The organism is Pedobacter suwonensis, from assembly GCF_044762335.1.
Taxonomy (GTDB): Bacteria; Bacteroidota; Bacteroidia; order Sphingobacteriales; family Sphingobacteriaceae; genus Pedobacter.
The window spans coordinates 111,068-136,389 of the sequence record NZ_JBIWEB010000009.1; the positions used below are offsets into that span (position 1 = coordinate 111,068).

Here is a 25,322-nt window from a genome sequence, read left to right on the forward strand (position 1 = left end):
TACTAGATTGCTTCGATTGCTACCAAATGGTTCACTTTACGAACCATACCGATAATTTGTGGAGTAGCTTCAACCTCTACACTTTGGTTCAATTTAGATAAACCCAAAGCCTGAACGGTTCTCTTTTGGCGCTCGCTTCTGTCGATAACGCTTTTTACTTGTGTTATTTTGATCTTAGCCATGATATTATCCGTTAAATACTTTGTTTAAATCAATACCACGGGTTTGAGCTACTGTATAAGCATCACGCATTTTAGTTAATGCATCAACAGTTGCTTTTACCACGTTGTGTGGGTTAGATGAACCTTTAGATTTTGCCAATACGTTATGTACACCGGCACTCTCTAATACAGCACGCATCGCACCACCGGCAATTACTCCTGTACCTACTGCAGCTGGTTTGATTAAAACAAAACCGCCTGAGAATTTACCGATTTGCTCATGAGGAACAGTACCGTTTAAAATCGGAACTTTTACCAGGTTCTTTTTGGCATCATCCACACCTTTAGCAATTGCTTCAGTTACCTCTTTCGCTTTACCTAAACCGAAACCAACAACACCGTTCTCGTCACCTACAACAACAATTGCTGAGAAGCTGAAAGTACGGCCACCTTTGGTTACTTTGGCAACACGTTGTATACTAACCAAACGATCCTTTAATTCGATATCGGTGGTTTTTACTCTTTTTATATTAATAGTTGACATCTTACTTTTTCTTCAGATTAAAATACTAAACCAGCTTCGCGGGCACCCTCTGCCAACGATTTTACACGACCGTGGTATAAATAGCCATTTCTATCGAAAACAACTTCTTTAACACCTGCAGCAATTGCTTTTTCGGCTACTAATTTGCCTACTGCAACTGACTGATCGCTTTTGTTTCCAGTACCAGTAAAATCTTTCGATAATGATGATGCTGACGCTATTGTTGTACCGGTTACATCGTTAATTACCTGCGCATAAATCCCTTTATTGCTTCTATATACAGATAACCTTGGACGTTCTTCCGAACCGGTAAGTCTTTTTCTGATCCCTTTTTTAATACGATCTCTTCTTGATAATTTTTTACCTGCCATGATTACTATTTTTTAGATGCTGATTTACCTGCTTTTCTTCTTAACACTTCACCTACAAACTTGATACCTTTACCTTTATATGGTTCTGGTGCACGTAACGAACGGATTTTCGCTGCTACCTGGCCAATCAATTGTTTGTCAATACTCTCTAAAATAATTTTAGGAGTCTGACCTTTTTCTGATTGTGTAGTTACTTTAATCTCTGCTGGCAACTGGAATACATAGTGGTGAGAATAACCCAAAACAAGGTCTAATGTGTTGCCTTGGTTTGTAGCACGGTAACCAACACCTACCAATTCTTGAGTTAATGTATAACCTTCTGTAACACCAACAACCATGTTGTTAAGCAAAGAGCGGTATAAACCGTGTAATGCTTTGTGTTTCTTTTGATCTGATGGACGTTGAACTGTCAAAATTCCATCTTCCTGACTTACAGTGATATCTTTATCAACTGTTTGTGATAATTCACCTTTAGGGCCTTTTACAGTTACCACGTTATCGTTAGATACGGTAATGGTTACACCTGAAGGGATTGTAATTGGGGCTTTTCCTATTCTTGACATTGTGTAGTTCTCCTAAATATTAATAAACGTGACACAATACCTCACCACCAATGTTTAATTTGGCTGCTTCTTTATCGGTCATTACACCTTTAGAAGTAGATAAGATTGCGATACCTAAACCGTTTAATACTCTTGGCATATTTTCAACGCCTGCATACTGTCTCAAACCTGGTTTACTTACTCGCACTAATGTACGAATAGCAGGAACTTTAGTAATCGGATTGTATTTCAAAGCAATTTTAATAGTGCCTTGAACTGTAGTATCTTCAAACTTATAGTTCGCGATGTAACCTTTATCAAAAAGTACTTTGGTGATTTCCTTTTTAAGGTTTGATGCAGGAATTTCTACAACTCTGTGGTTGGCCTTAATGGCATTCCTTACTCTTGTTAAATAATCTGCTATTGGATCTGTATTCATTATTTATTGTTTTTGATAGTGGTTTCCTTTCCCGATTTCACATCGGAATGGGACCTGCTATCGGTTAAAATTCTTTTCTAGTAAATAGACATAAGTATCAAGTATCAAGAAACCAATTGGTTTCGATACTTGATACTCAATACTAGCTACTTATATTACCAAGATGCTTTTTTAACACCTGGTATTTTACCGTCTAGTGCCATTTCGCGGAATGTTACCCTTGAAATGCCAAAGGTACGCATATATCCACGAGGACGACCAGTTAATTTACAACGGTTGTGTAAACGTACCGGAGATGAGTTTTTAGGTAATTTATCTAAACCCTCGAAATCTCCCGCAGCTTTTAATGCTGCACGTTTTTCAGCGTATCTAGCTACCAATTTTTGGCGCTTAACTTCGCGTGCTTTTACACCTTCTTTTGCCATTATTCTGCTGTTTTTTGATTTTTAAATGGTAATCCGAATTGTTTCAATAACTCAAGTGCTTCAACGTCAGATTTTGCCGAAGTTACGAAAGTTATATCCATCCCTAAAATTTTATTGATTTTATCTATATTAATCTCTGGGAAGATGATTTGCTCAGTAACACCTAATGTATAGTTACCTTTTCCATCGAAACCTTTATCGTTAATACCTTTGAAATCACGGATACGCGGTAAAGCTACTGAAATCAAACGATCCAAGAACTCATACATGTTGTTATCACGTAATGTTACACGCACACCTACCGGCATACCTTTACGTAATTTAAAGTTAGAGATATCTTTTTTAGATTGTGCTGCAACCGCCTGCTGACCAGTAATGGTAGTCAATTCTACGATTGTAGTATCCATAATCTTTTTATCAGTAACAGAAAAACGACCTACACCCTGATTGATACAGATTTTTTCCAATTTAGGAACCTGCATTACAGTTTTATACTGAAATTTTTCTTTTAATGCATTTACAACTTCTTCTTTGTATTTGCTTTTTAATCTAGGTGTAGCCATTATTTAATTTCCTCCCCTGAAATTTTAGCAACTCTAACGATTTTACCATCTGCGTTTACTTTACGGCCAACGCGGGTAGCTTTACCTGATTTTGGATCAACCAACATCAGGTTAGAAACGTGAAGAGCAGCTTCTTTTTTAATAATACCACCGTTCGGATTTGCAGCATTTGGCTTAGTATGTTTAGATACTAAATTAATGCCTTCTACAATGGCTCTGTTTTTATCTTTTTGTACTGAAAGTACTTTTCCTTGTTGACCTTTTGAATCGCCAGCAATTACTTTAACTAAATCTCCTGTACGGATTTTAAGTTTTGGTGTATTTACTTTGTTTCCCATTTTATAATACCTCCGGTGCTAATGATACGATTTTCATGAATTGTTTTTCACGTAGTTCTCTCGCAACCGGGCCAAAGATACGTGTACCTCTTGGCTCATCCTGTGCGTTCAATAATACAGCAGCATTATCGTCAAAACGGATATAAGAACCATCTTTACGACGGATTTCTTTTTTAGTTCTTACAACAACTGCTTTTGAAACTGTACCTTTTTTAACATTACCTGATGGTAATGCGCTTTTAACGGTAACAACTACCTTATCACCAATTGAAGCATAACGTTTGCCGGTTCCACCTAACACACGAATTACCAATACTTCTTTTGCGCCACTGTTATCAGCAACGTTTAATCTCGATTCCTGTTGTACCATCTTATTTAGCTCTTTCTAAAATTTGTACCAATCTCCAGTTCTTGTTTTTGCTCAAAGGACGAGTTTCCATAATTAAAACAGTATCACCGATACCGCACTCATTTTTCTCGTCGTGAGCCATAAATTTGGTAGTTTTCTTTACGAACTTACCATAAATCGGGTGTTTTACTTTACGCTCCACGCTCACTACAACAGATTTGTCCATCTTGTTGCTTACCACTAACCCGGTTCTTGTTTTTCTTAATTGTCTTTCCATGTCGACTCTCAAATTATTTAGTTTCAGTAGCTGACTCCGTGTTTTTCACTTTAGTCAACTGAGTGTTTAAACGGGCTATGTCTTTCCTTACTTTTGCAATACGCGAAGGATTTTCGATAGCTGAAATAGTGTGAGCAAACTTTAATTTTGATAAGTTCTCTTTTTCTTCCGCAATCTTAGCTACTAATTCTTCTTTTGAAAGCCCTGTGATTTCTGAATTTTTCATTTTTCTTTTTCTTTTACGTTGAGTGTAGCGGTTATAATAAACAAGTATTTACAACATTCATCTCAACACTTTACTATGCTTCTACGTAATCTCTACGTACTACGAATTTGGTTTGGATCGGTAATTTCTGAGCGGCTAAACGCAATGCTTCTTTAGCAACTTCCAAAGGCACACCTTCAGCTTCGAAAATTACACGTCCAGGTCTTACAACTGCTACCCAATACTCAGGAGCACCTTTACCTTTACCCATACGTACCTCAGCAGGTTTTTTAGTTACCGGTTTGTCCGGGAAAATTCTGATCCATACTTGGCCTTCACGTTTCATGAAACGGGTTACGGCAATACGGGCAGCCTCTATCTGGCGACTTGTGATCCAAGTAGCTTCTAAAGATTTGATACCGAAAGATCCGAATGCTAACTCAGCTCCACGGGAAGCTAAACCCTTCATTCTGCCTTTTTGCATCTTCCTGAACTTCGTTCTTTTTGGCTGTAACATTTTATTTTGTTCTAATCGTTAAACGATGTTAATAAATCAATTATTTACGAGGACCTCTGTTAGCGCCTGCGCCACCACCTCTGTTTGCACCACCCTGGCCTGGACCACGACCGCCGCCTTGGTTTCCACCACGTCTGTCGTTACCACCGCCACGGTTATCTCTTCCACCACCACGGCTATCTCTTCCACCGAAAGCTGGTTTATCTGAAGCGCCTTTTGGACCGTTGTTTGTTGCACCAATGTTTGGAGACAAATCACGTTTTCCATAAACCTCACCTTTACAGATCCAAACTTTAACACCTATTTTACCATAAGTAGTTAAGGCTTCAGCTAAAGCGTAGTCGATATCAGCACGGAATGTATGCAAAGGCACTCTTCCTTCTTTGTACTGCTCGGTACGTGCCATCTCAGCACCACCTAAACGACCAGAAGTCATGATTTTAATACCTTCAGCACCCATACGCATGGTTGATGCGATAGAAGATTTCATTGCTCTACGGAATGAGATCCTTGCTTCTAATTGTTTTGCAACACCTTCTGCAACTAATTGTGCATCAAGTTCAGGGCGTTTAATTTCAAAGATGTTAATTTGAATTTCCTTTTTAGTCAATTTCTTTAACTCTTCTTTGATTTTATCAACCTCAGCACCTGCTTTACCGATTACGATACCTGGACGAGCTGTGTGGATAGTTACCGTGATACGTTTTAACGTACGCTCGATTACTACTTTTGCAACACCGCCTTTAGCGATACGGGCAGAAAGATATTTTCTTATTTTCTCATCTTCAACTAATTTATCGGAGTAGTTGTTGCCACCGAACCAGTTAGAATCCCATCCTTTGATAATTCCTAACCTGGCACCTATTGGATTTGCTTTTTGTCCCATTTCCTAATTAGTTTTGAGTTGTTTCTGTGTTTTTACTATCTACAATCAGCGTTACGTGGTTAGAACGTTTACGAATTCTATATCCACGGCCTTGAGGAGCTGGACGTAAGCGTTTTAACTGACGGCCACCATCAACCATAATTGTTTTAACAAAAAGTTGGTTTTCCTCAGGGCGGGCACCCTCATTTTTAGCTTCCCAGTTTTTGATAGCAGATAATAATAATTTCTCAACTCTTATTGCTGCTTCTTTATTGGTAAACTTTAAAATGCTTAATGCTTTTTCTACACGTTCACCTCTGATAAGATCTACAACCAAACGCATCTTACGCGGTGAGGTTGGACAATTGTTTAATTTTGCTATTGCTTCCATTGTCTAATTATTTTTTCTTTTCAGCGTGTCCTCTGAATGTTCTGGTTGGAGCAAATTCTCCCAACTTGTGACCAACCATGTTTTCTGTAACGTACACAGGGATGAATTTATTTCCATTGTGTACAGCAAATGTATGATTCACGAAGTCTGGTGATATCATTGATCTGCGAGACCAAGTTTTGATTACAGACTTTTTGCCTGAATCATTCATAGAGTTTACTTTTTTCTCTACGTTATGGTCAATATAAGGTCCTTTTTTTATCGAACGAGCCATTATTTCTTCCTTCTCTCTATGATGTAACGATTAGAATATTTTTTAAGTTCTCTGGTTTTGTAGCCTTTAGCTAAAACACCTTTTCTTGAACGTGGGTGACCACCTGATGATCTACCTTCACCACCACCCATTGGGTGATCTACCGGGTTCATCGCTACCGGTCTGGTTCTCGGACGACGGCCCAACCAACGTTTACGACCTGCTTTACCCAATACTTCGTTTGCGTGATCTGAGTTAGATACTGCACCAATAGTAGCCAGACAAGTAGTCAGAATTAAACGGGTTTCGCCTGAAGGCATTTTTAAAGTAGCATATTTACCATCGCGGGCAGCTAATTGTGCATAAGCACCTGCACTACGAGCCAACTGTGCTCCTTTTCCAGGGTGGATCTCCACATTGTGGATGATAGAACCTAATGGAATGTTCGATAATTTTAAAGTGTTACCTACTTCTGGTGCTGCTTTATCGCCCGATAATAATACCGAACCAACTTGCAATCCTTCAGGAGCAATGATATAACGCTTCTCGCCATCTGCATAGTGTAATAATGCGATGCGGGCAGTACGGTTTGGATCGTATTCAACAGTAGCTACTGTTGCAGGAATATCGAATTTATCGCGTTTGAAGTCGATTAAACGATACGATTTTTTATGACCACCACCCATGTAGCGCATAGTCATTTTACCTGTATTGTTACGTCCACCAGACTTTTTTGATGATACAACCAATGATTTTTCGGGCTTGGTTGCTGTAATCTCCGTAAAACTAGCACCAACTCTGAAGCGGGTACCTGGAGTAACTGGTTTAAATTTTCTTAAGCCCATAGTTATAATGAATGATTAAATTAAAGGGTTGCGTAATAATCTATTGTTTCGCCGTCTTTTAACGTTACGATTGCTTTTTTGTATTTCGGGCTACGGCCTGATACAAAACCTGCTTTAGTGTAACGAGATTTAGCTTTTCCATCAACAACCATTGTGTTAACTGCAACGATGGTTACACCGTACAATTTCTCAATAGCAGCTTTGATTTGGATTTTGTTAGCCTTGTGGTTAACGCTGAACGTGAAACGGTTAGATTTCTCAGATAAAGCTGAAGCTTTTTCGGTTAATATTGGTTTTTTTAAAATTTCCATATTACTTGGCAAACGCCTCCTCCAAAGTTTTAACAGAATCAGCAGTTAACACAAGTACACCAGCGTTCAACACATCATAAGTGTTTAAATCTGCTGCAGAGATTACTTTTGTTTTCTGCACGTTTCTGCTTGATAAATAGATATTATTATTTTGTGCAGGTAAAACCAACAAAGTTTTTTGATCATCTACTTTTAAAGCAGCTAATAAACTTGTGTAGTTTTTAGTTTTAATCGTATCGAAGTTGAAATCTTCTAAAACCACCACATTGTTGTCTTTTGCTTTATAAGCTAAAGCCGATTTACGTGCTAATGATTTCAATTTCTTGTTCAATTTAAAACTGTAATCACGCGGCTGAGGACCGAAAACACGACCACCACCGTTAAATAACGGAGATTTAATGCTACCGGCACGGGCACCACCTGTACCTTTTTGTTTGTATAGTTTACGGGTTGAACCAGCAATCTCATTACGTTGTTTAGATTTGTGAGTACCCTGACGTTGGTTAGCCAAATACTGCTTAACATCTAAATAAATCGCGTGGTCGTTAGGCTCGATACCAAATACCGATTCAGGAAGTTGCACCTTGGCACCTGTTTCTTTACCTGAAATGTTTAATACTTTAACTTCCATCTGATTATTTGTCTAAGATTACGTAAGAACCTTTAGCTCCTGGAATGGAACCACTAACTACTAATAAGTTTTGCTCAGCATAAACTTTCAAAACCTGTAAGTTTTGAATTTTTACCCTGTCTCCACCTGTTCTTCCTGCCATGCGCATTCCTTTGAATACACGTGAAGGAAATGACGATGCTCCCAATGAACCCGGGGCACGTAAACGGTTATGCTGACCGTGAGTCTGCATACCAACACCGGCAAATCCATGGCGTTTTACAACACCCTGAAAACCTTTACCTTTTGAGGTACCTACAACATCAACAAAATCGCCTTCTGCAAATGCATCTACAGTTACAACATCACCTAAATTAAGTTCAGTTGTAAATGAGTTGAATTCTACCAGCTTGCGTTTTGGAGTTGTGTTTGCTTTCGCGAAATGGCCTTTTAACGGTTGAGATGTGTTTTTCTCTTTTTTCTCATCGTATCCTAGCTGAACAGCTGAATACCCGTCTTTTTCTTCGGTCTTTACTTGTGTAACTACACAAGGCCCAGCTTCGATTACAGTACAAGGAATGTTTCTTCCTTCTGCATCGAAAATACTGGTCATTCCTACTTTTTTTCCAATAATTCCTGACATTTTATCTTTTCTTTTTAACACCCATCGAAGCAGTAGGGCTTCGTTCAAGGTGGTTGTACATCCCCCGAAAGGGACGGCAAAGATAGGCAAGAATTATTAATTTTCAAATAGTTAGCTAAATATTTTTTCAAATAAATTGCTGATATGATGGGATTTAACTGAAAAATACATGTTAATAGGCAATTAGAGTGTTTAAAGCATTAATTATAGCTTTGACTTAAAGCACTTTAGCGCGTAATTTTAGGTTTAAAAATCCTTTTATTTCATCAATATTTTCCTTTTAACAGGTCTCTCCGAGTTTGGCTTTTATCGGGCTCCCTGATTGCAATTCCGTAGCAAGGGTTTTGATAAAATTTTCCGTTTTTTGGAACCACTATTGGTGGTGATCTTATAATTCTTTAGATAACAATTTTAGATGTTTAATTTTAATTTCTGATAAAATTAATGCGCAATTCCGCCATTTAGGCTAATGGTTATAATAGCCAAAATAATAAATCCTATCAGCACATATAAGTAATCGCGCTCAATCAAAAAGCTAAAAATGGCAAAAACGATGCGCGCAATCGGTGTAAAAATAAGCATCAGTATGCCAAACTGTACAATAGCATCGCCCTGAAAACTGGCTACTCCCCTAAATATGCCTGTAATGGAAGAAAACTTGCTGAGTTCTGGCGTAAAAACTTTATAATTGGTAATGGCTCCTTTGTTGTGGGTTAGAAAAATAGCACCGCCGATTAATACAATCGACATCGAAATGATTACGCCTGCACGTAAAAGTGTTCCAAGAATTAACTGAATATCCTTATCGTTCAGATTTTCTTTTTTTCCTGTATCCATTATAATCCACTTATTCCTTTATAAATCATCTGCAATGCCAAAAAAGCAACTACAATGGCAAACACAATTTTAAGTTTATCGGTTTTGGCCTTTACCAATACTTTCGAGCCCACGGTTGCCCCTGTTAAAACACCAATACAAACGGGCATGGCAATACCAGGATCAATCTGGCCACGGTGCAGATAAACTACAGCACTGGCTGCTGCTGTAACGCCCATCATAAAATTACTGGTTGTTGTTGATACCTTAAAGGGCAAACGCATAATATTATCCATTGCAATTACCTTTAGGGCTCCGCTCCCAATACCCAGCAAACCAGATAAGGTTCCGGCAAAAAGCATCATTAAAAAACCTCCCGGTACATTTTTCACCGCGTATGGCTGACTTATACCTTTATCAGGGTATGAGCCGTTGAGTTTAAAAAACCTGGCCCATTTATCTGTATTTTCCGAAATAGTATGATCTACTTTTTTCTTTAAAGTCATAATTGCCGAAAAGATTAAAATACAACCAAATAGGATAGCAATATAATTTGCATTGAGGTAAACGGCTACAATTGCACCGCAAATGGCACCTATGGTGGTGGCAATTTCTAAAAACATCCCGATCCGGATATTTGTGATGCCCTCTTTTACATAAGCAGCAGCCGAGCCTGAAGAAGTAGCGATAACCGAAACAATGGATGCACCAATAGCATAATGGATATCAACACCTAAAGCCAGTGTAAGCAACGGAATAATAATTACGCCTCCACCTAAGCCAGTTAACGAGCCCAATAATCCGGCTAAAAAAGCGCCTAATAAAACGATAATGGTAAACAGCAATACCGACATGAAGGCAAATATAATGTACTGTTTTTGGGGAAACGAAGGATATTGGGAATAAAATAAAGTCTATATGTTATATGGAATAGGTAAAATGGATGAGGGAAAATGGATGAAGGAATAATAAAATGGATATACATCACAGCTCATCATATGCACTTTCGAGTTCTGTTAAAATAAATTGAGGTTTAGTAACAGCATATTTGATTTTTATGGAATCGCCTACCTGTAAACCCTTCGGATTTATATCCCAGCCTCCATCAAATGAATAATCAACATGATTTACCTGATATTTTACTTTAATGGAATGCCCTTTATAATGTTTAATCCTTACAATCAATCCCTTTCCATAATCATATCCACCCTTAACAAAATCAATACGCTCTTCATGATCTTTCTTTGAAGATCTGTTTATCATAAATAAACCTAAAAGTATAAGGATTGCTATAACAACGAGCGTTATGGTTGCTTTAAGCTTATCACTCATCTGTTTTCCTCATAAACTTTAAACCATCATCCATTTTACATTACACATCTTACATCATTTCCCAAGCCTTTTAATCATTTCAGCACTTAAATCCCTGCCATCATTCAGCCGGTTGGCAAAAAATGATTTGGCTGCTTCAAAATGTTCTTTATACCCCTTTAAATCTCCATAACCGATAATGGATGCCCATTCATGCACCGCAGTATGGAATTCCAGATCATCCCCCCGGATTGATTTGTCATATAATGCCGTGTTGATCGACTCTTCCAACATGACTTCGTTTTTAAAAAGGTATTCGGCAATACCCAGCCTCAATTTAAAGGGAGGTGTTTGGCAGATCAGGTTATCGTAAGGATTTACCCCCATTTTATACCAGGCATATACCATACTCAATAAACTAAGGTGCGAATTGGGTTTTTGTTTATGGTCCGCATCAGATAGGCTAAACTCTTTCATGATGTTATCATCCAACAATAAAAGCGAGCGGCTCTCATGAAAAACGAAATCGCGGGCCGCGTAAATTTTCTCCCTAAACTCCGTTTCATTTTCACAGATCATCAGCTTAAACAGCTCAGACTCTGCCTGGGCATAATATTTAACCTGTTTTTGCGCATAGGGATTTAAGATAGCCAGACCAGCATAGATGTGTGATTTATAACTAAAAATCCTAAGCGTGGTTAAAATCTTCACATTATCGATTCCACCTGCATAAGCAGGATTATCCCAGGGGAAGAAACCGGCATTCTTCCAGGCAGAACCCATGCTCTCAAAACCCATGTGTGTAACCGCTTGCGTATCAGCCACAATACGGTCATGCTCACGGTAATCGTCCATTTCGATAATGTTCGATTTTAAAGATTGGTAAACTTCCAATGCCTGTACATAAGCCTCGTCGGTAGCCCGGTGACGAACCACTACAAGCGTTTGCCCTTCAGGGCTAAAAGCCGGACCATGCAAAGAATGGCAGGTTACAATCTGGGTATCTATCGGAAGGTGTTTTTCAAAAGCAGCAATTTCAGGATGTTTTACTGAGGTTTGGCCTGAAACAATTGCTCCATATTTGGTTGAGCGGGCAAAAGTAGCCACCACTTCATCAATTTTCTCGGCTTCAACGCAGTAAATAATAAAATCAGATTTACGCGCCACTTCATGGCCATCAGTTAAAACTTCTATTCCTTTAGATGCAAGCTCATTTTTCAACTCCGTAAAACGTAAGGGCATATCTGCCCCACATACCTTATAACCTGCATTTACAAACGACAAAGCGTACAATTTGCCCATATCGCCCATCCCAATAATTCCTATTTGCATGAAACAAATTTAACCTATCGTAAACAATTTTATAATAAAACTTAAATAAAATTGTTATTTAGAATGTTAAACCAAAATAATTTTATCGATTTGCCAAAACCCGAAACAATTTTATTAAACACAAATTAGATAAAATGCAGTTTTAAACGCTAATACCTATATTTAAACTATGCAGAAAATTAAACTAACCTTATTATTTTTAAGCGCGATGCTATTTTTAAACGTTGCATTTGCCCAAACCGTTCCTGATACCACTAAAAACACTGATCCATCTTTAAACGGCCAGTATCAGTTTATGTTGAAAAAATCTAAAAGTTTGTATGGTGCCAGACTGATCAATCCAAGCCGATTATCCGCTTTATGGAAAAGCGTTAACGACACATTGAAAAAGGAACGCAAACAATTGCAGGAAGCCAGGCAGGAAATTAAGGCACAAGCAGACAATATTTCGAGTTTAAAAGGTGAGGTTACCGGAAAAGAAAGCTCGCTTGCTACTGCCAATGCATCTGTTAACGAAATTAAATTTTTAGGAATTTCCTTTAATAAGGGCACTTATAATACCATTGTTTGGACCATCATAATTGTGCTGGGCATTGCTTTGGCTTTTGTTATTTTCCAATCTGGCAAATTAAGGCATGAGGCTAAATACAGGACTGAACTTTATCAGGAAGTGGCCGATGAATTTCAGGCACATAAGGTAAAGGCAAAAGATAAAGAAATGAAACTGGCCCGCGAACTACAGGATGAAAGAAATAAATGGGACGAAGGTAGAGGCAGATAGCAAAGTCTGACCATTAATCCGGAGAAAATGCCTTGTTTATTGGCGACCTTTAGAGATGCGAATGAGGGCCAGATGGTAACATCTGGCACCGCAAAAAAGCAATATATTTCAACCGGCAAATTTTAAGCGGTTTATTGTTACCTAAAAGCTTTAAGTTTCTGAAGGAAAAGATATACCCTTGATATTCCTGTATAAATCTACCGCATACAAGTCTGTCATGCCAGATACAAAGTCCAGCACACTTTGTATTATAGAATAAATATCGGTCAGATCGGTGTGATATTGCTTTGGAATGAGTTTAACCAGTTTTTTATAATAATGTGTATTGTTATGAATAAGCGCAGGAACAAACTCTTCTAATAAACCGGCCATAATTTTATAACCTGCCACCTCTTTCTGTATAACAGATGAGAAATTGTATATACGCTCCACAGAAATCTTTTCAACAGCTTTCCAGGCAGAGATATACGGTTCAGGAAGTAAATCAGTTAAGCTATGGTTAAGCTCACCCTTTAATAGTTTTTCCTGCTCTCTAAAAAATATGGACGCGCATTGGTTTGTTAAAGTGTTAATGGCTTTAGCGCGAAGCAAACCAATTTTCGCATCATCATCCTCATAATCGTTTTTTAAACGTTCTTCAATTGTTGTTGAATTGGCAAAAGGCAGAAGGTAAGCCTTCACCTCTTCGTAAGAAAGTATCTTGAGGCGGTGCGCATCTTCCAGATCGATAATGCTGTAACAGATATCATCTGCAGCTTCTACCAGATAAACCAAAGGATGGCGTTTGTAGATAAGGTACTCATTATCTTCTTGTGCCAGTTGAAGTTCGGCAGCAATCTTTCTAAAACTTTCCTCTTCTGATTGGAAGAAACCGTATTTTTTGCGGTGCAGCAGGCCTTTCTGTTTACCTGCAATGGAAGCACATGGATATTTGGCAATAGAAGCCAAAGTAGAATAAGTGAGCGCATAAGCATCATTTCCCTTTCCCTTTAGTGGATGGGTGAGTATACGAATGGCATTCGCATTTCCTTCGAAATTAATTAAATCGTGCCATTGCGATTCGCTCATTTCTTTCTGGTAAACTTTACCATCGCCATCGGTAAAATAACGCGAAATAGCTGCTTCGCCAGAATGTCCAAATGCCGGGTTGCCCAAATCATGTGCAAGCGCGGCGGCGGCAACAATATTGCCCACCTCATTAATTAAGGGGACTTCTTTAATAAGTTGTGACTGATTTTCTTCTACACTTTTTAAGAATATATTTGCCATGGAACGGGCTACACTCGCTACTTCTAAACTATGCGTTAAACGATTGTGCACAAAAACACTTCCAGGCAATGGAAAAACCTGGGTTTTATTCTGAAGCCTTCTAAATGGAGACGAAAAAATCAACCGGTCGTAGTCACGCTGAAAATCTGAACGTGCCCGATCTGTGCTGGCACCATATTGCTCTTGTCCGTATCTTTTATTCGAAAGTAAATATTTCCACTCCATTTATCCAGTTGGCCTTTAAAATTTGGTGCAAGTTAAACAAAACGTGAAAATGGTAAAGCATAAAGCTTGAGGTAAAATTTATAAAACAAACTCACTTTCCTTGATTTATCCTGATTCAAACTATTTGAATTCCTGCCTGTTTATTGATAAAACGATATAACATGAAAACAAACATATATAACAAAAAAGAACATATTGAGGGCTATGTAGGATCAGGTGATGAGGAATCAGAAAAATCAGATGTGCAAAAAGCTTTTGAAGAGGGTAATGATACTGATGTAGTAACCAGTTATGGAAAAGAACCCGACGAGTTGATTAAAGGAAATCCTTTAGCAAAAGACGGCAGAGATAACTCTGGCACACAGGGCAAAGATTCACTTAGCGACGACGCCTTCAACAGCACGGATAAAAATCCTACGTTAAAAAGTGCAGAAAGTCATACCGGAAGTTCCTCTGAAGATTTTAAATCTAATGCTGATATTAATGAAGAAGATGAAAACCGTGCATTAAATACGGGTATTTAAGGAAATATTATATAGGTTTGCCAATCTCCACAAAAAGCGCCTTTATGATGTAAATAAAAAATTATAGGCCAAGCCTGTAACAGCATACTGTCATATCAGCAAATACGTTATTCAAAGCACAACTGAGCAAAAAATTGACATATATCAATGTATTAAAACCATAATTTTTGTGAATTGATTTTTAGTTTTCGAGATTTGCATTGTTGTAGGATTCGCGACAAAAATTAAACAAAATCATTGACTAAATATTTAAGGGCATTCGCTGCTTAATTAGCGTATTACAGTTGTCGAATCCTAAATAATTTGCATCTACCGGAAAATGCATAAGCATTATAAAGGGATTATTCTGTGGGGATAATCTCTTTATAATAAATCATAAATCCTCACCCCTCAAACCCTTATCATCATTCTTATTCCTGCTTCCTATATCTTCACCCTGGCTTAAATTTGCATTATTCAAATTTTCATTAATATTTTGGGAATTATCATTTTCAGTTGATGGCAAATGGGAGGCCTCCGGTTCATCCTTACGTTTAAAATCAGCTCTCTTATGTCCGTACGTAGCTTCTCCGTTATCCCAATCTATCTGATCATCATTACGATTAATGTCTTCGTTAGAATCGCTATTTTTATTATCATTATTTTCCATGGTGATTTATTTTGGTAGATACTCCGCTATAAGAACAACAGATTAAGGAAAAAAGTTTAACCTGGAAACAATTATGTCCTATCAGGCGTTTCGCCAGATGCTATCTTGTTAACCGACCAATTAATTTACGCCTTTACTTTGGTCTATCTTTGTGCTACTATCCACGTCATCTTTAGTTGAACCATTTTCATCACGGTGCTGTGGTGGATTTTCCATCCTGCTTTCCTCCAGATCAGAGAAATCACTACCTTTTTGATTAGCTACTTCGCCATGTGAGGAAGGTTTATCTTTGCCTTCTTCTTTAGGATCAGCAAAATCCTGCCCTTCAACAGATAATGCCTTTTGTTCTTTATCATTACTTATCATATCAATATAACCCGCCGGCTCAGGTTTTGTTTTTGAAACTGAGCTATACAAAAAAAGGCCCCGATTTTCATCGAGACCTTTTTTTTTCTTTTAAAATCAGTTAAACTTTGATTTCAACTTCAACACCGCTAGGCAATTCAAGTTTCATTAAAGCATCAACTGTTTTAGAGTTAGAGCTATAAATATCCAATAAACGTTTGTAAGCGCATAACTGGAATTGCTCTCTAGCTTTTTTGTTTACGTGTGGAGAACGCAAAACAGTAAAGATTTTTTTCTCTGTAGGAAGTGGAATCGGACCACTTACCACTGCACCCGTAGGTTTAACAGTTTTTACGATTTTCTCAGCAGATTTATCTACCAAGTTGTAATCGTAAGATTTTAATTTAATTCTGATTCTTTGGCTCATCTTATTTTAATTATGGCTTCCTGTTAGAGCTATTAACAACAGAAACCGGATTTATCTTTCAAGGTTGAGGGAGGAAGGCGTAAGGCGTAGGGTTCGAAAACCTTAAACCTTATGCCCTTAACCTTTTACCTTATTAGTCTTCAGATTTAATTCTTCCTTTAGATTTAGCTACCACTTCGTCCTGAACGTTTTTAGGCGCTGGCTCATAGTGGTCAAATTCCATTGTAGAAGTTGCACGGCCTGAAGTGATGGTACGTAACTGTGTTACATAACCAAACATTTCTGAAAGTGGTACCAATGCTTTAATTACCTGAGATCCGTTACGGGTATCCATACCTTGTAACTGACCACGACGACGGTTCATATCACCGATCACATCACCCATGTTTTCTTCAGGGGTTAAGATTTCGATTTTCATGATTGGTTCCATCAAAGCAGGTTTACATTTAGGTAAAGCCTCACGGTATGCCATACGGGCAGCAAGCTCAAATGATAAAGCATCTGAATCGACTGCGTGGAATGAACCATCAATCAAACGTACTTTCATATCAGGAAGCGGGTAACCAGCTAATACACCATTTGACATTGCAGATGCAAATCCTTTCTCAACTGAAGGGATAAATTCACGAGGAATTGAACCACCTACAATTTCGTTTACAAATTGCAAACCACCTTTTTCAAAATCGGCATCAATTGGAGAAATCACCACTTTAATATCGGCGAATTTACCACGACCACCTGATTGTTTTTTGTAAACCTCACGGTGTTCAGTTGTACCGAAAATAGCCTCTTTATAAGCTACTTGTGGCGCACCCTGGTTAACCTCTACTTTAAATTCACGTTTTAAACGGTCAATTAAGATATCTAAGTGCAACTCACCCATACCAGAAATTACAGTCTGACCAGTTTCCTGATCTGTCTGAACTCTGAACGTAGGATCTTCTTCCGCTAATTTAGATAAACCCATACCTAATCTGTCAACGTCAGCCTGAGTTTTAGGCTCAATAGCTAAACCGATAACCGGCTCAGGGAATACCATTGATTCCAGAACGATCGGGTGTTTCTCATCACAAAGGGTATCACCAGTTTTAATATCTTTAAATCCAACAACCGCAGCAATATCACCGGCACCTACGTTAGGGATTGGATTTTGCTTGTTAGCATGCATTTGGAAGATACGCGAAATACGCTCTTTATTATTTGAACGGGTATTATATACATATGAACCCGCTTCTAAGTTACCTGAATAAACACGGATAAAGCATAAACGGCCTACGAAAGGATCGGTTGCAATTTTAAAAGCTAATGCTGCAAACGGCTCTTGTTCAGATGGTTTTAATAAAACTTCCTGATCTGTATTTGGGTTAGTACCTACAACACCTTCAGAATCTAAAGGTGAAGGCAATAATTCCATCACATAATCCAACATGGTCTGTACACCTTTGTTTTTGAAAGATGAACCACAAACCATAGGAACAATTTTAGCATCTAATACAGCTGCACGTAAAGCATCTAAAATTTCGCGTTCAGTGATTGAGTTTGGATCTTCGAAGAATTTCTCCATCAAAGTCTCATCATAATCAGCAACTGATTCTAACAATTTTTCTCTCCACTCTGCAACCTCATCTAACATATCGTCAGGGATTGGCACTTCAGTAAAGGTCATACCTTTATCGTGCTCATTCCAAACGATACCACGGTTGTTGATTAAATCAACCACACCTTTAAAGTTATCTTCAGAACCGATAGGTAATTGCAAAGGAACTGCATTGCTACCTAACATATCTTTCACTTGCTTAACAACTTTTAAGAAGTCAGCACCAGAACGGTCCATTTTGTTAACGAAACCGATACGGGCAACATTGTAATTGTTAGCTAAGCGCCAGTTAGTTTCTGATTGCGGCTCAACACCATCAACTGCTGAAAACAAGAATACCAAACCATCTAATACACGTAATGAACGGTTTACCTCTACGGTAAAATCCACGTGTCCGGGTGTATCGATAATGTTGATGTGGTATTTGCTACCACGGTAGTTCCAGTTTACTGTTGTAGCAGCAGAGGTAATGGTAATACCACGCTCTTGCTCTTGTGCCATCCAGTCCATTGTTGCAGCACCTTCATGCACTTCACCAATTTTATGACTAACACCAGCATAATAAAGGATACGCTCGGTAGTGGTAGTTTTACCAGCATCAATGTGAGCTGCAATTCCAATATTTCTTGTAAATTTTAAATCTCTTGCCATGTTATGTTTTTGATTTATCTGATTTTAAATGATTGCACCGATTATGTGAAACAAATCGGTGCAAATTATCTAATCAGTATAATCTTCTAATTAAATCTGTGTAATCTTACTGACCTGTTAATCCTAACTTAGAATCTGAAGTGAGAGAACGCTTTGTTAGCCTCAGCCATTTTGTGCGTATCTTCTTTCTTTTTAACAGCAGCACCTTCGCCTTTAGCAGCAGCTACGATTTCACCAGCTAATTTCTCTTTCATCGTTTTTTCACCACGACGACGAGCATATAAAATTAACCATTTCATACCTAAAGCTGTTTTACGCTCTGGTCTAACCTCAGTTGGAACCTGAAAGTTAGCACCACCAACACGACGAGATTTAACCTCTACAGCCGGCATAATATTAGTTAATGCACGTTTGAACACCTCTAAGCCGTTTTCACCTGCTTTTTTCTCAGCAATTTCAACAGCATCGTAAAAAATTGAGTAAGCGATAGATTTTTTTCCATCGTACATCATGTTGTTTACAAAACGGGTTACCTGAACATCATTGAATTTTGGATCAGGAAGAATAATTCTCTTTTTTGGTTTTGACTTTCTCATTTCTTATTTCCTCCCGATTATTTTTTCTTTCCTTTTGCAGGTGCAGCAGCTGCCTGACCTGGTTTAGGACGTTTAGTACCATATTTAGAACGACGTTGGTTACGACCAGCAACGCCTGATGTATCTAGCGCACCACGGATGATGTGGTAACGTACACCTGGTAAATCTTTAACACGACCACCACGGATCAATACGATGGAGTGCTCCTGTAAGTTGTGACCTTCTCCAGGGATGTAAGCATTCACCTCTTTACCGTTCGTTAAACGAACACGGGCTACTTTACGCATTGCTGAGTTTGGTTTTTTAGGGGTAGTGGTGTACACACGTGTACATACACCTCTTCGCTGTGGACAGCTGTCCAACGCTGGAGACTTACTCTTGAACTCCAGTGCTACTCTACCTTTTCTAACTAATTGTTGAATGGTTGGCATTGTGCTTTTTTATGTTTTTTATTTAAAAAATTTACCGCTCCCCCGGCATCTTTGCAGATAGCCCATAAAACGGACTGCAAAAGTAGAACAATTCTTTTTAAAAATCAAGGGGTTAGGGCAAAAAGTTTTCAGTTGGCAATTGTTGGTTTTCAGTTGAGGGTTAAGGTTTTGCCGTCAAGTCTGCAGTTAAGACTTTTTAGTCAACAGCTCACGCCTCAAGTCCTCTATGATAAATACTTAATTGTTTTATATGCCGTTATGTAAAACTCATTATCTTTATTAAAAACCAATCTAAAAAATGAAGCTAAGCGTCATCACAATCATGCTTTGCAACCTTGCAATTCTATGTAATGCACAAACCACACCTCCTAAAAGAAAGGCTAACGTAGATTTTGAGGCTTATGAAAAACTTATACCAAAGGTTAAAGCACACCGTAAAAATAAGTTGGTTGATCTCCCCACATTTCTGAAAATGGCGGGAGAGAAAGGCACGGTTATTTTAGATACCCGTTCAGATAGCCTTTTTAAAAGAAAGCATATTAAAGGGGCGATACATTTAAATTTTGCTGATTTCACACAGCAAAACCTGTTAAAGATTATTCCCCATTCAGAGGTCAGAATACTAATCTACTGCAATAATAATTTTATTGATGATCAGGTAAATTTTGCCAGCAAACAAGTTGTGCCTGATTTGATAAAGAAAAAAATAGCACCCATTTCATTGGCCTTAAATATCCCTACATATATTAATCTATATGGTTATGGCTATAAAAATGTATACGAGCTTTCTGAATTGGTAAGCACAAATGATAAAAGAGTAACCTTTGAAGGAACGAATAGCCGATAGTGGTCAATACTTGTTAAGAGAGACTGATTTAGAGACTGAAACACATAACCTAAGTCAATTGATTATTGTCCAGAAGATATAAAAAAAGTCTTCCAGTTTTACCTGAAAGACTTTCCTTATTAAACTTTGGCTATTTTGTGTGTGTGTTTATGATGATGATGTTTTTGATGACTTTTTTTAGTCTGTGATTTTTCTGTCGTTGGTTTTACAGGTGCTACAGTTTTTGCATTAACGGTTGCGAAGGCAAACATGGCTAATAAAGCGATGCTTAAAACTTTAATTGCTTTCATTTTCAAGTGGATTTAATAATGAATAAACCTTGTTATTTTTGTTGATTTAAATCTCGAAAATCAAAATGAAGATTTTATGAACTAGGGTAAGTCGAATTCAAGCGTATAATTGAGCCTTTTTCCTCTCAAAGCATATTCAGAAACAACTTTCCCATCCACCAGGATTTTATATTCGCCTTTAGCTTCTTTTTTGGCAATAGCCAGTGTTTTAAGCTGAACATGAGTACCCGACTTTAATGTCACAGTCTTATCCCATTCCCCATTTAGTTCTTTTAGTTCGGTCTGTTTGCCACGCTCATCAGTATAAGCTACATCAGCTGTTAAATGCTCATCAAAACCGGCCCGGTAAACTACAGTGTAAGTTTCTTTCTGAGGGATATCCAGTTTACCCTTCGACATGGAATAATTTGTTGTGATAACGCCGAGCGCACAGCTGCTTAACGCAACTATTAGTAAAAAACAGCAGACAATATTTTTCATTAGATAAGGTTTAGATCAAGATGACGACGGCTTTAATGAAAAGGTTGCAAAGGCGTGAGAAACGCTTGAATGAGAGATTGACAGAAGAAACTGAATGATAGCATATTGGACAGACTAGCCTACTCAATCATTCTGTCATTCAAAACTAAATCATTCTAAACTCACTGATTCCATCATTTATTAAAAGTATCAAGATATAAATCTTCTACCTTTTTTCTTGCCCAGGGCATTCTTCTTAAAAACTTCAGGCTCGATTTGATCGACTGGTTATTATTAAAACAATCTATCCTGATCAATGAACCCAGTTTTTCCCAGCCATAATGTGCGTGAAGATCTGTTACTATCTTTTCTAAGGTGATACCGTGTAAGGGATTGTTTTTTTGCTGTTCGGCCATGAAGCAAAGTTAAGTCAAAATTATCGGGGTTTGTACTGCGCCATCCAAACATTTGCGCCGCCGCAATCAGGATCATTTATTTTATGCCTGAGTACCTTGAATTCATTTTCCAGAAGTAGTGTTTGATATTCCGCAGTAGCTAAAGAAGCATGAAAAAGATTTTCGCCCCCGTTCATGCTCCATACCTCTCCCCGCTCTGTTCCGGATGTGAATAACAAAATACCGTTGGGTTTTAAGTGACGCTTAAAAATGGCAAACATGTTAGGCTGGTCACCAGCCGGAAGATGAAAAAAGCTATGCCAGGCAATAATTGCATCAAATTCCTCCTCCAGATCCAGCTCCCGCATATCCTTTAACAAAAAACCTGTAGTTGGAAAGTTGGCCTTAGCCAATTCGATCATTTGCGTACTGGCATCAACGCCTAAAACATTTATGCCATGCTTAATAAAATATTCTAATATCGGTTTCCCGTCACCGCAACCCAGGTCTAAAACCTTTGCACCTGCCGGAAGGTGTTCGAGGATATCATTTAAGTAAGCCTTTTCTACCAAATCGGCAGCACGATTTTCGGCAAACCAACTCCCTATTTTATTGTAAACCTTATAAACGTTTTTGCACTCTCCTTTTTCCACCGTTAAATTTCTATTGTTATTAATGTTATTTTAGAGATTTAAAATATCTGGTAAATCTAATAACGATTCAGCAAGGCCAAATTAATCATATTTTGCTTTTTTGGAAACCAGAAACCGTTAAAAGAAGGGGACTGCTCATTTCCTTACCCTAAGCGTTAATGTTTTTAATTTGGAAATGAACGCGCGGTAGTTCCTGGCCCTCGCAGCCCTGCCATCCGCTTTACTCCGTTGCACTACGTGTTCGCTACTGTCAGGTTTATCATGAATGGCCCGCTCCCGGCATATAGCCAAAAGAACCTAACCACTGTATATAAACGTGATCGGAGCGGGATGAGACCGATTTAAGCACTGTTTTTTGTTTTTTATTGGTGTGCTTGCTTGTTTTACAGGTTTCATCGGGTGCAGAAGCGGGAGCGGGACTAAAGACCGCCAAAAGCATCTGACCATTCATTTCCTTACCCTAAGTATAAATGTTCCTAATTTGGAAATGAACGCGCGGTAGTTCCTGGCCCTCGCAGCCCTGCCATCCGCTTTACTCCGTTGCACTACGTGTTCGCTACTGTCAGGTTTATCATGAATGGCCCGCTCCCGGCATATAGCCAAAAGAACCTAACCACTGTATATAAACGCGATCGGAGCGGTATGCGACCGATTTAAGCACTGTTTTTTGTTTTTTATTGGTGTGCTTGCTTATTTTACAGGTTTCATCGGGTGCAGAAGCGGGAGCGGGACTGAAGACCGCCAGAAGCATCTGACCATTCATTTCCTAAGCCTAAGCGTCATTTTTGAAAACGAACAGCTGCTGGTGCTTGGCTATTATAGCCCACATCCGCTTACCAGCTTAGAAGTTAACCAATAGCCGTAGCATCAATTTCGATCAGCATGCCATCCAGGGCCAATCTTGGTACAGGAATAAGCGTATTTACCGGGAATTTTTGATCAGGCCAGATCTTATTCGATTCTTCAATCAAGATCTGGTGTTTATCCTCATCGTAATCAACCACTAAAGTGGTTAATTTGGCAATATTTTCCATTTTTAACCCTTTGCTGGTTAAAGCAATCGCAATGTTTTCAAATACGATGGCTACCTGGGTTCTAAAATCGCTACTTAAAACACCATCGGTTTTGCTCCCTCCCTGACCGGCAACAAACACCAGCTGACTCCAGGCCGGAACCGCAGCAACATGCGAATAGCCGTGCATGCGGGGATCGTAAATTCCTTCAGGATTGCTTATTTCTATTAAAGAAGTGCTCATATTGTATAATTTTATCGCTAAACTAATTGATATCCGAAATTAAATCGTCGGTGCTTTGCAATAAAAAGAGGCTGTCTCAAAAGTGATGCAGCCTCTTTTTATTTATGGTGATTTTTGGTATCTTAAAGGCATGGGAGGCAAAGTAGTCTTTAAGGAATATGATCCTGACCAGTTGACGTTCTTACCGTACAAACTGGAGGAATTGGTACCGGCAGGTCATCCGGTACGTATCGTTAAGCAGGTGGTTGACCAGGTAGATGTCAAACCGATCAACCGCAAGTATAAAGGTGGCGGAGCATCAAGCTTCCATCCGCGGCTGATGCTGAAGTTGCTCGTTTACGGTTATCTGACCAATACTTATTCCTCCCGTAAGCTGGAAGATCAAGCGTCACAGAACGTGCACTTCATGTGGCTATTAGGCATGAAAAAGCCCGATCATAACACGATCAACCGCTTCGCAGCGAGAAATTGTCAGGTGTCCTTCAGCAGATTTTCTCACAGATCGTACTGTTGTTACAGCAGGAAGGTATTGTATCATTGAAGGAGGCCGTGTTCACTGACGGGACCAAGATCGAGTCAGCGGCAAACAGGTACACCTTTGTATGGGGCAAAAGCATCAAAGCGAATAAAGAGAAGATGAAGGCCCAGCTTGATGAACTATGGGGTTATGCGCAAAGCATTGCCGCCGAGGAACTGAAAGATACAGCCCCTGTAACTTTTGAAGAAGTAAATCCGGAGAAAGTAAAGGAAACCATAGCCAGGATCAATGCAGCCTTAGATGATAAACAAGAGGTAGAAAAGAAAGTAAAGCAAAAGCTGAACTACGCAAACAAGCACTGGCCGGAGAACCTAAAGAAGTATGAGGAGCAGGAAAAGTTGTTGGCAGGCCGCAACAGCATGTCCAGGACTGACCCAGATGCCACATTCATGCGGATGAAGGAAGACCATATGCTGAACGGACAGCTCAAAGCAGCCTACAACCTGCAGATCAGTACCCAGCAGCAGTTCATACTCAACTATTCACTTCACCAGACCTCAACAGATTACCAAACCCTGCAATCACACCTTGATGGTTATGAGTCCCTTTATAACGAAAAGCCAAAAGCCGTAGTAGCTGATGCAGGTTATGGTTCGGATGAGAACTATGGCATACTGGAAGAAAAAGGTATCGAAGCCTATATCAAATACAATACATTCGACAAGGAACAAAAAGCTGGCCTCAAGGCGTTCAGTAACGATAGCCTGCATTATAACCAGGCGGAGAACTACCTGGTGTGTCCAGTGGGGCAGCGAATGAAACATATCGGTGAGGGTCAGCGGTTCACCTCATCGGGTTTTGTACAGCTGATCAGCCGTTACCAGGCGCTGAACTGTAAGGGTTGCCCGATGCGGGGTGTATGTCATAAAGCAGCAGGCAACAGGATCGTTGAAATCAATCATGGTCTGAGAAAACACAAGCAGGCAGCAAAGGAAAGATTAAATACCGAACAAGGAATCAAATATCAGAAACGACGGCCCGCTGATGTAGAGCCGGTGTTTGCCCAACTGAAGCACAATCATGGCTTCAGGCGCTTTCTGCTGAAAGGACTCTCCAAAACCGAGGTCGAAATAGGCTTATTGTCCATCGCCCATAACCTCAGAAAGTGGAAAGCCTGAGGAAAAGGGGCTTTTTACCTCGCAACACGCCATGGGAACATCAAAAAGAATCAAAGCAGGCTGACACAGTACACCTCTACTGATAGGTTAACCAAAATGATTGAAATAAAAAAACCGCCTCATAATTTACTTATGAGACGGCCTCTTGTAAAACAGTTAAAGT

38 protein-coding genes and 1 pseudogene are annotated in these 25,322 nt (G+C 39.0%); 4 read left to right on the forward strand and 35 right to left on the reverse strand.

Translation table 11 applies throughout. The annotated features are described in order from the left end of the window. Positions 1-2: 2 nt before the first annotated feature. The 23 genes from rpmD to ACIQXP_RS15630 all read right to left on the reverse strand — a co-directional run bounded on the left by rpmD (position 3) and on the right by ACIQXP_RS15630 (position 12,108). Positions 3-182 (reverse strand): 50S ribosomal protein L30, encoded by a 180-nt coding sequence (rpmD, locus tag ACIQXP_RS15520; RefSeq protein ID WP_090984037.1) that lies wholly within the window; start codon positions 180-182, stop codon positions 3-5. 4 nt (positions 183-186) lie between these two features. Continuing rightward, positions 187-705 (reverse strand): 30S ribosomal protein S5, encoded by a 519-nt coding sequence (gene rpsE / locus ACIQXP_RS15525; protein WP_010599893.1) that lies wholly within the window; start codon positions 703-705, stop codon positions 187-189. Positions 706-722: 17 nt separating this feature from the next. Next, entirely contained in the window at positions 723-1,076 is a 354-nt protein-coding gene (gene rplR / locus ACIQXP_RS15530) for a 50S ribosomal protein L18 (protein ID WP_090501109.1), read from the reverse strand. Between the two features lie 5 nt (positions 1,077-1,081). Next, positions 1,082-1,639 (reverse strand): 50S ribosomal protein L6, encoded by a 558-nt coding sequence (gene rplF, locus ACIQXP_RS15535; protein WP_145857023.1) that lies wholly within the window; start codon positions 1,637-1,639, stop codon positions 1,082-1,084. A gap of 19 nt (positions 1,640-1,658) precedes the next feature. Next, positions 1,659-2,057 (reverse strand): 30S ribosomal protein S8, encoded by a 399-nt coding sequence (rpsH, locus tag ACIQXP_RS15540; RefSeq protein WP_039475190.1) that lies wholly within the window; start codon positions 2,055-2,057, stop codon positions 1,659-1,661. A 155-nt stretch (positions 2,058-2,212) separates the two neighbouring features. After that, entirely contained in the window at positions 2,213-2,482 is a 270-nt protein-coding gene (rpsN, locus tag ACIQXP_RS15545) for a 30S ribosomal protein S14 (RefSeq protein WP_039475193.1), read from the reverse strand. Then, positions 2,482-3,048 carry a 50S ribosomal protein L5 gene (rplE, locus tag ACIQXP_RS15550; protein ID WP_090984040.1) on the reverse strand — a complete coding sequence of 189 codons (567 nt, stop codon included), beginning with the start codon at positions 3,046-3,048 and terminating at the stop codon, positions 2,482-2,484. Before rplE ends, rpsN begins: the two co-directional genes overlap by 1 nt. Continuing rightward, positions 3,045-3,383, reverse strand: coding sequence for a 50S ribosomal protein L24 (rplX, locus tag ACIQXP_RS15555; protein WP_090984042.1), 339 nt, complete (start codon positions 3,381-3,383; stop codon positions 3,045-3,047). Before rplX ends, rplE begins: the two co-directional genes overlap by 4 nt. A 1-nt stretch (position 3,384) precedes the next feature. Then, the gene (rplN, locus tag ACIQXP_RS15560; RefSeq protein ID WP_090886529.1) at positions 3,385-3,753 is read right to left on the reverse strand and encodes a 50S ribosomal protein L14; all 369 of its coding nucleotides are present in this window, start codon (positions 3,751-3,753) and stop codon (positions 3,385-3,387) included. Position 3,754: 1 nt separating this feature from the next. Further along, a complete protein-coding gene (rpsQ, locus tag ACIQXP_RS15565) occupies positions 3,755-4,009 on the reverse strand; it encodes a 30S ribosomal protein S17 (RefSeq protein WP_010599901.1) in 255 nt (84 codons plus the stop codon). Positions 4,010-4,022: 13 nt separating this feature from the next. Continuing rightward, positions 4,023-4,235, reverse strand: coding sequence for a 50S ribosomal protein L29 (gene rpmC, locus ACIQXP_RS15570; protein WP_090984044.1), 213 nt, complete (start codon positions 4,233-4,235; stop codon positions 4,023-4,025). A 73-nt stretch (positions 4,236-4,308) separates the two neighbouring features. After that, positions 4,309-4,731 carry a 50S ribosomal protein L16 gene (gene rplP / locus ACIQXP_RS15575; protein WP_010599903.1) on the reverse strand — a complete coding sequence of 141 codons (423 nt, stop codon included), beginning with the start codon at positions 4,729-4,731 and terminating at the stop codon, positions 4,309-4,311. 40 nt (positions 4,732-4,771) lie between these two features. Next, positions 4,772-5,617 (reverse strand): 30S ribosomal protein S3, encoded by an 846-nt coding sequence (gene rpsC, locus ACIQXP_RS15580; RefSeq protein ID WP_387505900.1) that lies wholly within the window; start codon positions 5,615-5,617, stop codon positions 4,772-4,774. Positions 5,618-5,624: 7 nt separating this feature from the next. After that, on the reverse strand, positions 5,625-5,987 hold the full coding sequence (rplV, locus tag ACIQXP_RS15585; RefSeq protein WP_025145219.1) for a 50S ribosomal protein L22: 363 nt from the start codon (positions 5,985-5,987) through the stop codon (positions 5,625-5,627). Positions 5,988-5,994: 7 nt separating this feature from the next. Continuing rightward, positions 5,995-6,261 (reverse strand): 30S ribosomal protein S19, encoded by a 267-nt coding sequence (rpsS, locus tag ACIQXP_RS15590; RefSeq protein ID WP_010599906.1) that lies wholly within the window; start codon positions 6,259-6,261, stop codon positions 5,995-5,997. After that, positions 6,261-7,085: a 50S ribosomal protein L2 gene (rplB, locus tag ACIQXP_RS15595; protein WP_090984048.1), complete on the reverse strand. Its 825-nt coding sequence runs from the start codon at positions 7,083-7,085 to the stop codon at positions 6,261-6,263. Before rplB ends, rpsS begins: the two co-directional genes overlap by 1 nt. A 20-nt stretch (positions 7,086-7,105) precedes the next feature. Beyond that, positions 7,106-7,396, reverse strand: a complete 291-nt coding sequence (rplW, locus tag ACIQXP_RS15600) for a 50S ribosomal protein L23 (RefSeq protein WP_090501098.1) — start codon at positions 7,394-7,396, stop codon at positions 7,106-7,108. Between the two features lies 1 nt (position 7,397). Next, on the reverse strand, positions 7,398-8,027 hold the full coding sequence (gene rplD, locus ACIQXP_RS15605; protein WP_090501096.1) for a 50S ribosomal protein L4: 630 nt from the start codon (positions 8,025-8,027) through the stop codon (positions 7,398-7,400). Positions 8,028-8,031: 4 nt separating this feature from the next. Then, the gene (gene rplC / locus ACIQXP_RS15610; protein WP_090984227.1) at positions 8,032-8,649 is read right to left on the reverse strand and encodes a 50S ribosomal protein L3; all 618 of its coding nucleotides are present in this window, start codon (positions 8,647-8,649) and stop codon (positions 8,032-8,034) included. A gap of 441 nt (positions 8,650-9,090) precedes the next feature. Further along, positions 9,091-9,486, reverse strand: a complete 396-nt coding sequence (locus tag ACIQXP_RS15615; RefSeq protein WP_293744748.1) for a DUF1634 domain-containing protein — start codon at positions 9,484-9,486, stop codon at positions 9,091-9,093. Next, positions 9,486-10,319, reverse strand: a complete 834-nt coding sequence (locus ACIQXP_RS15620) for a sulfite exporter TauE/SafE family protein (RefSeq protein ID WP_387505899.1) — start codon at positions 10,317-10,319, stop codon at positions 9,486-9,488. The genes ACIQXP_RS15615 and ACIQXP_RS15620 overlap by 1 nt, the downstream gene beginning before the upstream one ends. Before the next feature lie 130 nt (positions 10,320-10,449). After that, positions 10,450-10,728 carry a hypothetical protein gene (locus ACIQXP_RS15625; RefSeq protein ID WP_387505898.1) on the reverse strand — a complete coding sequence of 93 codons (279 nt, stop codon included), beginning with the start codon at positions 10,726-10,728 and terminating at the stop codon, positions 10,450-10,452. Positions 10,729-10,851: 123 nt separating this feature from the next. Further along, the gene (locus tag ACIQXP_RS15630; RefSeq protein WP_387505897.1) at positions 10,852-12,108 is read right to left on the reverse strand and encodes a prephenate dehydrogenase/arogenate dehydrogenase family protein; all 1,257 of its coding nucleotides are present in this window, start codon (positions 12,106-12,108) and stop codon (positions 10,852-10,854) included. A gap of 169 nt (positions 12,109-12,277) precedes the next feature. Between ACIQXP_RS15630 and ACIQXP_RS15635 the strand changes: the two genes are divergently transcribed. Further along, complete coding sequence (locus ACIQXP_RS15635) at positions 12,278-12,889, forward strand: hypothetical protein (protein ID WP_387505896.1); 612 nt, start codon at positions 12,278-12,280, stop codon at positions 12,887-12,889. A gap of 150 nt (positions 12,890-13,039) precedes the next feature. Here ACIQXP_RS15635 and ACIQXP_RS15640 read toward each other — a convergent pair whose 3' ends face one another. After that, a complete protein-coding gene (locus ACIQXP_RS15640) occupies positions 13,040-14,383 on the reverse strand; it encodes a deoxyguanosinetriphosphate triphosphohydrolase (RefSeq protein WP_293744753.1) in 1,344 nt (447 codons plus the stop codon). Positions 14,384-14,544: 161 nt separating this feature from the next. Between ACIQXP_RS15640 and ACIQXP_RS15645 the strand changes: the two genes are divergently transcribed. Beyond that, positions 14,545-14,907, forward strand: a complete 363-nt coding sequence (locus ACIQXP_RS15645) for a hypothetical protein (RefSeq protein ID WP_387505895.1) — start codon at positions 14,545-14,547, stop codon at positions 14,905-14,907. A gap of 373 nt (positions 14,908-15,280) precedes the next feature. On the opposite strand, the gene ACIQXP_RS15650 is transcribed toward ACIQXP_RS15645, so the two are convergent. The 6 genes from ACIQXP_RS15650 to rpsL form a co-directional block, all read right to left on the reverse strand. Beyond that, complete coding sequence (locus tag ACIQXP_RS15650) at positions 15,281-15,556, reverse strand: hypothetical protein (RefSeq protein ID WP_387505894.1); 276 nt, start codon at positions 15,554-15,556, stop codon at positions 15,281-15,283. Between the two features lie 120 nt (positions 15,557-15,676). Beyond that, positions 15,677-15,922 carry a hypothetical protein gene (locus ACIQXP_RS15655; RefSeq protein WP_293744756.1) on the reverse strand — a complete coding sequence of 82 codons (246 nt, stop codon included), beginning with the start codon at positions 15,920-15,922 and terminating at the stop codon, positions 15,677-15,679. Between the two features lie 100 nt (positions 15,923-16,022). Next, complete coding sequence (gene rpsJ, locus ACIQXP_RS15660) at positions 16,023-16,328, reverse strand: 30S ribosomal protein S10 (RefSeq protein WP_008244591.1); 306 nt, start codon at positions 16,326-16,328, stop codon at positions 16,023-16,025. Between the two features lie 133 nt (positions 16,329-16,461). Next, positions 16,462-18,576 carry an elongation factor G gene (fusA, locus tag ACIQXP_RS15665; RefSeq protein WP_293744757.1) on the reverse strand — a complete coding sequence of 705 codons (2,115 nt, stop codon included), beginning with the start codon at positions 18,574-18,576 and terminating at the stop codon, positions 16,462-16,464. Positions 18,577-18,704: 128 nt separating this feature from the next. Continuing rightward, positions 18,705-19,172 carry a 30S ribosomal protein S7 gene (rpsG, locus tag ACIQXP_RS15670; RefSeq protein WP_025145241.1) on the reverse strand — a complete coding sequence of 156 codons (468 nt, stop codon included), beginning with the start codon at positions 19,170-19,172 and terminating at the stop codon, positions 18,705-18,707. Between the two features lie 17 nt (positions 19,173-19,189). Beyond that, a complete protein-coding gene (rpsL, locus tag ACIQXP_RS15675; protein WP_010599925.1) occupies positions 19,190-19,603 on the reverse strand; it encodes a 30S ribosomal protein S12 in 414 nt (137 codons plus the stop codon). Between the two features lie 298 nt (positions 19,604-19,901). On the opposite strand from rpsL, the gene ACIQXP_RS15680 reads away from it, so the two are divergent. Then, positions 19,902-20,450: a rhodanese-like domain-containing protein gene (locus tag ACIQXP_RS15680; protein ID WP_387505893.1), complete on the forward strand. Its 549-nt coding sequence runs from the start codon at positions 19,902-19,904 to the stop codon at positions 20,448-20,450. Positions 20,451-20,569: 119 nt separating this feature from the next. Here the strand turns inward: ACIQXP_RS15680 and ACIQXP_RS15685 are convergent, their stop codons facing one another. The 5 genes from ACIQXP_RS15685 to ACIQXP_RS15705 all read right to left on the reverse strand — a co-directional run bounded on the left by ACIQXP_RS15685 (position 20,570) and on the right by ACIQXP_RS15705 (position 23,503). Then, entirely contained in the window at positions 20,570-20,740 is a 171-nt protein-coding gene (locus ACIQXP_RS15685) for a hypothetical protein (RefSeq protein WP_293744759.1), read from the reverse strand. A gap of 81 nt (positions 20,741-20,821) precedes the next feature. Further along, on the reverse strand, positions 20,822-21,220 hold the full coding sequence (locus ACIQXP_RS15690; protein WP_293744760.1) for a hypothetical protein: 399 nt from the start codon (positions 21,218-21,220) through the stop codon (positions 20,822-20,824). Between the two features lie 173 nt (positions 21,221-21,393). Beyond that, positions 21,394-21,615 (reverse strand): VF530 family protein, encoded by a 222-nt coding sequence (locus ACIQXP_RS15695; protein ID WP_090984073.1) that lies wholly within the window; start codon positions 21,613-21,615, stop codon positions 21,394-21,396. Between the two features lie 20 nt (positions 21,616-21,635). Beyond that, entirely contained in the window at positions 21,636-22,247 is a 612-nt protein-coding gene (locus ACIQXP_RS15700) for a class I SAM-dependent methyltransferase (protein ID WP_293744761.1), read from the reverse strand. Positions 22,248-23,095: 848 nt separating this feature from the next. Next, positions 23,096-23,503, reverse strand: a complete 408-nt coding sequence (locus tag ACIQXP_RS15705; protein ID WP_387505892.1) for a RidA family protein — start codon at positions 23,501-23,503, stop codon at positions 23,096-23,098. A gap of 130 nt (positions 23,504-23,633) precedes the next feature. Between ACIQXP_RS15705 and ACIQXP_RS15710 the strand changes: the two are divergent. Then, positions 23,634-25,159: pseudogene (locus tag ACIQXP_RS15710) on the forward strand (IS1182 family transposase). Positions 25,160-25,322: the final 163 nt, after the last annotated feature.